We start from the raw sequence: 6,737 nt of genomic DNA on the forward strand, positions 1-6,737 counted from the left end.
GTTCCTGGTCGCGGTCGCTGGGGCCGGCTTCGATGACGCAGACGCTGGTGCCGGGGTCCTCGGTGAGGCGGTTGGCGATCACCGAGCCCGCGGTCCCGCCGCCCACGACCACATAGTCGTAGACGGAGTCGCTGTCGCTTGCGGACACCTGGGCAGCTCCTTCTTCCGGTGGCCGGCACGCTCCCGTAGACGGCACGGGTCGGCCGGTGTTTCGCGTCGGTCGGTTTCACGGGGAGGCGCGGGGCCTGCCGGCGGGTGGGCTCGGCGGCTCTTCCGGCGCGCGCTCGGGCGGCCCTGCGAAGGGCGGGCGCGGGGGCGCGGCGCCGGTGCGCGGCGCCCCCGCGGCGTCAGTCGAACCAGCGCTGGGGTTCGGGTGCGAGGTTGCGGTAGATGTGCTTGGCCTCGCGGTACTCGTCGAGTCCCGCCTGGCCGAGTTCGCGGCCGACTCCGGAGCGCTTGAAACCGCCCCATTCGGCGCCGGGGAAGTACGGGCCGAAGTCGTTGATCCACACGGTGCCGTGGCGCAGCCCGGCGGCGACGCGCTCGCCGCGGCCGGGGTCGTCGGTCCACACCGCGCCGGAGAGGCCGTAGTCGGTGTCGTTGCCGATCGCGATGGCCTCGTCCTCGGTGCGGAACGTCTCGACGGTGACGACGGGGCCGAAGACCTCGGTCTGCACGATGTCCATGTCGCCGCGGCAGCCGGTGAAGACGGTGGGCCGGTAGAAGAAGCCGTCGGCCAGCTCGGGCTCGTCCGGGCGGTGGCCGCCGGCGGCCAGCGTGGCGCCTTCCTCGACGCCGCGGGCGACGGCGGCCTCGACCTTGGCCCGGTGCTCGGCGGAGACGAGCGGCCCGCACTGCACGCCCTCGTGCTGGCCGCAGCCCAGGCGAACGCGCTCGGCGCGGCGGCACAGCTCGGCGACGAACTCGTCGTGGACGTCCTCGTGCACGACGAGGCGCGCGCCGGCGGAGCAGACCTGGCCGGAGTGGAAGAACGCCGCCATCATGGCGTAGTCCACCGCGGTGTCCAGGTCGACGTCGGGGAAGACGATGTTGGGGTTCTTGCCGCCCAGCTCCAGGGCGACCTTCTTCACCGTCGCGGCGGCCGAGGCCATGATCCGCTTGCCGGTGGCCAGCCCGCCGGTGAAGGAGACGAGGTCGACGTCGCGGTGCTCGACCAGGGCGGAGCCCACCTCGGCGCCGGTGCCCAGCACCAGGTTGGCCACCCCGGCGGGCACGCCGGCCTCGGTGCACAGCTCGACGAGCTTGCAGGTGGTCACCGGGGTGATCTCGCTGGGCTTGACCACCATGGTGTCGCCGGCGGCGATGGCCGGGGCCATCTTCCATGAGAGCTGCAGCAGGGGGTAGTTCCAGGGCGTGATCATCGCGCACACGCCGACCGGCTCGTAGACGACCCGGCTGAAGACGCCCTCGGGCGCGGACACGACGCGGCCGGCGTCCTTGTCGGCGAGGCCCGCGTAGTAGCGGAACACGGCGGTGACGTCGTCGACGTCGATGCCGCCCTCCTCGATGGTCTTGCCGGTGTCCAGCGACTCCATCAGCGCGATCTCGTCGCGGTCGCGCTGCAGCAGGTCGGCGATGCGGCCGAGGATCTCGCCGCGCTCGGCCGCGGGGCGGCGCGCCCAGTCGCCGCGGTCGAACGCCGCCCGGGCGGCGGCGACGGCGGTCTCGGCGTCGGCGGCGCCGCTCTCGCTGACGACGGTCAGCACTGAGGCGTCGTAGGGGTTGAGCACGTTGCGGGTTCCGCCCTTGTCGGCGGCACGCCACGCCCCGTCGATGTAGTTGCTTTCCGCGCCCGCTGATCCGGGTTCGGACAGGTAGGGCTTGGCCGGTAGTCGAAGGTCAGGTCCGATCACGGCACCCTCCTCCCCAAGTGGAGTGGCCTGAAACGGCCGTTGCAAGGTCGTCACAAATCGATCGTCAACCGCAGTACCGTAGCTGAGCTGGACAAATACAGCGAATCGGGGCAGAATTCCGTGATTCGCACCACCCGCAGGCCGCTCTTCGCGACGCGTGGACGAGGCCGCATCTCCCCGCCGCACCGGCGCTCCGGCGCACCTCGCCCCGGCGGCCTGGACAAGACCACCCGGTCCCGGGTTAACGTAGATTAGGCATGCCTAACAGTGTGCCGGGCGCTGTCGCCCCGATCCTGCCCTCCCGCGCGAGACCGAGGACCAATGCTGCTGGAGCAACAACGCCGAGACGTGTGCCTGACCGCCCGCCGGCTCGCCGAGTGCGGGCTCGCCCGGCACGAGGGCGGCAGCGTCAGCGTGCGCAGCGGCTCCCTCGTCACGGTCACGCCCGCGGGGGTCCCCCTGGAGAAGGTCGAGCCCGCCGACTGCCCGGTGCTGTCGATCGACGCCGGTGTGCTGGAGGGCCGCCGCGAGCCCGCGGCCGAGACCACCCTGCACACCGCCGCCTACCGCAGCAGCGACGCGGGCGCGGTCGTGCAGGCCTACGGCGACCACGCGGCGGTCGTCGCCGCCGCGCTGGCCGAGCTTCCGCCCGTCCACCACAGCGCCGCGCGCCTGGGCGGTGCGATCCCGGTCACCGAGTACGCCACCTACGGCACCGGTGAGCTGGCCGACCACCTGGTCAAGGCGCTCAAGAGCAAGCGCGCCGCGCTGCTGGCCAACCACGGCGGCCTGGCCGTGGGCGCCGGGCCCGTGGAGGCGTTCGAGCACGCGCGGCTGCTGGAGTGGCTGTGCGGGGTCTACATCCGCGCGCGCAGCCTGGGCGAGCCCCGGGTGCTCACCGAGGACGAGCTCGCGGAGGTGCGGGCGCGCGACTCCTACGCCTGGGCGGGTCCGGACATCCTCTGAGCCGCTTTGGCGGGGTCGTGGCGTGGGACGGGTGGCGGGCGGCCGTGGTCGGCGGTGGCCGGGTGTGCCTGCTCGGTGCTCGCTCGATCGGCCATCGCGCGCGGGGCGCGGGGCGTTCACCCGCTCAGCCCCCGCCGGTGAGCGACGCGGCCACGGCCAGGCCGATCAGCAGTGCGCCCAACCCCGCCGCCAGGGAGGCCGCGACGTTGGCGAAGGCGAGGAAGCGCTCGCGCTCGCGCAGCAGAGCGAAGGTCTCGTAGCCGAAGGTCGAGTAGGTGGAAAGGGCGCCAAGCACGCCGGTGCCCAGCAGCGTGGTCGCCCAGTCGGGCAGCGCGAGCCCGCCGGCCAGTCCCAGCAGCAGGCAGGCCGTCGCGTTGGCGGCGTGCGTGCCCCACGGGAAGGCGGAGTCGTGGCGCTGCTGGACGAACCGGTCGGTGAGGTAGCGCAGCGGGGCGCCGATCGCGGCCCCCAGCGCGGCGAGCAGGATCGTCACGGCGACGCCTCCGCGTCCCCGCGGGCGCTGCCCCGTCCGCCCGCGAACGCCTGCGCTCGCGCTCGCGCCGAGCGGCGGTCGAGCAGGCGCTCGGTCAGCGCGACACCGGCCCACACGGCGGCGAGGCCGCCCAGCAGCGTCGCGGCGGTGTAGCCCAGCGCGGCGGCGGGAGCGTCGCTCTCCAGCAGGCCCCGCACGTCGCCGACGTGGGCGGAGAACGTGGTGTAGCCGCCGAGGACGCCGACCCCGGCGAACGGGCGCAGCAGCCGCGACGGGCCCGTGTCCGCCGGGAGGCGCGCGACCGTTGTCATCAGCACGCCGATCAGCAGGCACCCGGACACGTTGGCGATCAGGGTGGCCCAGGGGACGCCGCCCGCCGCGTGCGGCAGCGTCGATGCGAGGGCGCTGCGGGCGGCTCCGCCGAGCGCACCGCCGAGCGCGACGGCGGCGAGCACCGACCAGGGGGCGTCGCGAAGCTCGCGCCGCTGGCGGGGGATGTGCAGGTCGATGTCCGGGTCGACGACCTCGCGGGGCGCCGCTTCCGCGGCCGGGGCGGTCCGGGAGGCAGCGGCGGCATCGGAGGCGTTCGCCGAGTGGGTGTTGTCGGTGGGGTTGGTGTGGTCGCCGGGGTTGGCGGGGGCGGCGGGCTCGCCGGGGTTGGCGGGCTCGTCCGCGCCGGCGGGGGCTGTCGCCTCGCTCGGGGGCGGAGGTCCGTCGGGTTCCGCGGTGTCGGCGGGGCCCTCGGTTCGGGCGTCCGGTCCGCGGGCCTCGGAGGAGTCCCGGAAGTCCGGGAAGTCCGGGTAATCCGAGACGTCGGAGGGTTCGGGGCGTTCGGGCATGGTCCACTCCTACCGGCGCGTGTGTCACCTGGTAGGGACCATCGGCGGCTGCGTCGCGGTTGCCCGGCGCCCGCACGCCGGGAGGTTGTGGCGGGTCCCACCGCCACGGCCGTCCTCTCGCACCGCCGATACTAGACGAGCCGGGGGCATGGGGCATACCGGACCCGTGGGATACCGCGAGGCAGCCGGGGCCGGCGGGAGCTGCAGGAGCGGCGGGAGCTGCAGGAGCGGCGCGACCTGTGAGGAGCGGCGGGACCGGCGAGGAGCGGCAGGGCCGACGGTATCGGCGCGGACCGGCAGGGCCAGTGGTATCGGCAGCACCGGGGGAGCGGTGGGAGCGACGGGACCTGTCAGGAGCGGCAGCGCGGCAGGCGGTGTCAGTACACCAGGTGCTCGGTGAGCAGTTCGTTGACCCGGTCGGCGCGCTCGATCCCGGCGAGGTGGGCCGCGCCCGAGACCGACTCCAGCCGGGCGCTGGGCAGTCCGCGTGCCAGCCCGCGGCTGCGGCCCGGCGGCAGCAGGGGGTCGTGCGCCGAGGCGACGACCAGCGCAGGCGCGCTCACCTGCGCCAGCAGTCGGCGCTGGTCGAGCCCGGCCACCGCGGCGCACCAGCCCGCGAAGCCCGCCGCCGCCACCCCGGTGAACTCCTCGGCCAGCCGTTTGACCACGTCGGGGCGGTACTCGGCGAATCCGGGCGTGAACCAGCACCGGGTCGCCTCGTCGACCACGGCCGCCATGCCTGAGGCGCGGGCGCGGCCCGCCATCCCTCGCCACGGCCCGCTGGGCGGCACGGCGGCGGTGCCGACCACGTAGCCGAGCCGCACCACGCTCCGCGGCCGGGCGGCGGCCAACCAGGTCGCGAGCATGCCGCCGACCCCCGCTCCCACGACCGACAGCCGTTCCAGGCCGAACTCGTCGAGCAGGGCGAGCAGGTCCGCGCCGAGGTCGTCCATCGAGTAGTCGCCGTCGGGAGCGGGCGAGCGGCCGTGGCCGCGGTGGTTGACGCGAAGAACGCGCAGTTCACGCGTCAGTTCCGGCATCTGGGGCTCCCACACCGTCCACTTCGCTCCCGGCGGAGCCAGCAGCAGCACGACGGGGGCGTGCCTGGGTCCGTCAAAGCGGTAGTGGAGGGCAACGACGGCCATGCGCGACCTCCTGGTTCTCCAGGTGGCAAGCGTATCGGCCCCGCGTGTCGCTCCGCGTGTTTCCAGGTCATTCGATGAATTCGTCGGAATCCGACTCCGTCCCGGCGGCGGCCCCGGCGAGGCCGGTGGCAGGCGGCTGGCCGAGGAGTGGTTGAGGGTTGGCCGACCGACCGGTAGCCGGTCCCCTTCCGACCCGTATCGCCCCGGTGCCACTCCCACGCGGGCAGCGGATGGTTCGGCCCTCGCCCACCGGACCGGGTGTCCGGTGGTCGGGGCCGCAACGAGGCAGCAAAGGCGGCGGGTGGTTCGGCTGGCGGCCATCGGTTCGTGTGCTGGCCGGTTGGGCGTGCGGCAAGGACCAAAGGCGGCGGACGGTTCGGCACGCGGCCACCGGTCGAGCCTGCGACGGGGCAGCGAGGGCGGTGGGTGGTTCGGTCAGCGTTCGGCGGTTCGGGTGCTCGCCGGACGAGCGTGCGGTGGGCGGCGAGGGCGGCGGATGGTTCGGTCGGCGGTCAGCGGTCCGGGTGTTGGCCGGTTGGGCATGCTACGGGAGCGGCAAAGATGGCGGACGGTTCGGCCTGCGATCACCGCTCCAGTCCTCGGTGGTTGCGCACGCGAAGGGGCAGCAAGGGCGGCGGGTGGTTCTGTCGGCCTTCGGCGGTTCCAGTGCTTGCCGGTTGCGCGTGCGACGGGGCAGCGAAGGCGGCGGAAGGCTCGGCCCGCGACCAGCGCTCCCGGTGCGTGCTGATTGCACATGCAACGGGGCAGGGAAGGCGGCGGGTGGTTCTGTCGGCGGTCAGCGGCTGGGGTGCCCGGTGGTTGGGCGTGCGGCGGGCGGCGAGGGCGGCGGGAAGCTCGGTCGGCGATCAGCGTTCGGGCGCCCGGTGGTAGAGCCTGCGACGGAGCAGCGAGGGCGGCGGATGGTTCGGTCGGCGGTCAGCGGTTGGGGTGCTGGCCGGTTGGGCGTGCGACGGGGCGGCGAGGGCGGCGGGTGGTTCGGTCGGCGTTCGGCGTTCGGCGGTTGGGGTGTTGGCCGGTTGGGCGCGTAACGGGGGCGGCGAATACGGCGGACAGTTGAACCCACGCCCACCGGATCGGGTCCCCGGCGGTTGCGCGTGTGACAGGGCAGCGAGGTCGGTGGGTGGTAGGGCCCCGCGCCCACCGGACCGGGTGTCCGGTGGTCGAACCTGCGACGGGGCAGCAATGAAGCGGACGGTTGAGCCCGCGTCCAGCGGTCCGGGTGCTCGTCGGTCAGGCGTGCGACGGGCGGCGAGGGCGGTGGGTTGTTGGGCCCGGCGAGTATCGGCTCCGGTGCCTGCCGGTGGGGCGCCCGGCGAGAGTGATAGCGGGCCCGGCGAGAGCGGCGGCGGGTTCGGGCTGGTGGTGGGACGGTTCCTGCGCCCGCCGTGGCGGACATTTC

6 protein-coding genes are annotated in these 6,737 nt (G+C 74.3%); 1 reads left to right on the forward strand and 5 read right to left on the reverse strand.

The annotated features are described in order from the left end of the window. Both ABD284_RS25575 and ABD284_RS25580 read right to left on the reverse strand, forming a co-directional pair. A partial coding sequence (locus ABD284_RS25575; RefSeq protein WP_344149035.1) for a lycopene cyclase family protein occupies positions 1-148 on the reverse strand: 148 nt, incomplete at its 3' end. Between the two features lie 199 nt (positions 149-347). After that, positions 348-1,835: an aldehyde dehydrogenase family protein gene (locus ABD284_RS25580; RefSeq protein ID WP_386698800.1), complete on the reverse strand. Its 1,488-nt coding sequence runs from the start codon at positions 1,833-1,835 to the stop codon at positions 348-350. Between the two features lie 360 nt (positions 1,836-2,195). On the opposite strand from ABD284_RS25580, the gene ABD284_RS25585 reads away from it, so the two are divergent. Continuing rightward, positions 2,196-2,840 carry a class II aldolase/adducin family protein gene (locus ABD284_RS25585; protein WP_344149025.1) on the forward strand — a complete coding sequence of 215 codons (645 nt, stop codon included), beginning with the start codon at positions 2,196-2,198 and terminating at the stop codon, positions 2,838-2,840. A gap of 124 nt (positions 2,841-2,964) precedes the next feature. Here the strand turns inward: ABD284_RS25585 and ABD284_RS25590 are convergent, their stop codons facing one another. From ABD284_RS25590 to ABD284_RS25600, 3 genes are all read right to left on the reverse strand, one after another. Then, positions 2,965-3,333 carry a fluoride efflux transporter FluC gene (locus tag ABD284_RS25590; RefSeq protein WP_344149027.1) on the reverse strand — a complete coding sequence of 123 codons (369 nt, stop codon included), beginning with the start codon at positions 3,331-3,333 and terminating at the stop codon, positions 2,965-2,967. Then, positions 3,330-4,172 carry a fluoride efflux transporter FluC gene (locus ABD284_RS25595; protein WP_344149030.1) on the reverse strand — a complete coding sequence of 281 codons (843 nt, stop codon included), beginning with the start codon at positions 4,170-4,172 and terminating at the stop codon, positions 3,330-3,332. Before ABD284_RS25595 ends, ABD284_RS25590 begins: the two co-directional genes overlap by 4 nt. A gap of 377 nt (positions 4,173-4,549) precedes the next feature. After that, complete coding sequence (locus ABD284_RS25600) at positions 4,550-5,317, reverse strand: alpha/beta fold hydrolase (RefSeq protein WP_344149032.1); 768 nt, start codon at positions 5,315-5,317, stop codon at positions 4,550-4,552. Between the last annotated feature and the right edge of the window lie 1,420 nt (positions 5,318-6,737).

Source organism: Streptomonospora arabica (assembly GCF_039531585.1).
GTDB lineage: Bacteria > Actinomycetota > Actinomycetes > Streptosporangiales > Streptosporangiaceae > Streptomonospora > Streptomonospora halophila.

Excerpts from the sequence above, each read along its gene's own strand:
- ABD284_RS25595 (WP_344149030.1), bottom strand. The coding sequence starts at position 4,172 with ATGCCCGAACGCCCCGAACCCTCCGACGTCTCGGATTACCCGGACTTC.
- ABD284_RS25600 (WP_344149032.1), bottom strand. The coding sequence starts at position 5,317 with ATGGCCGTCGTTGCCCTCCACTACCGCTTTGACGGACCCAGGCACGCC.
- ABD284_RS25585 (WP_344149025.1), top strand. The coding sequence starts at position 2,196 with ATGCTGCTGGAGCAACAACGCCGAGACGTGTGCCTGACCGCCCGCCGG.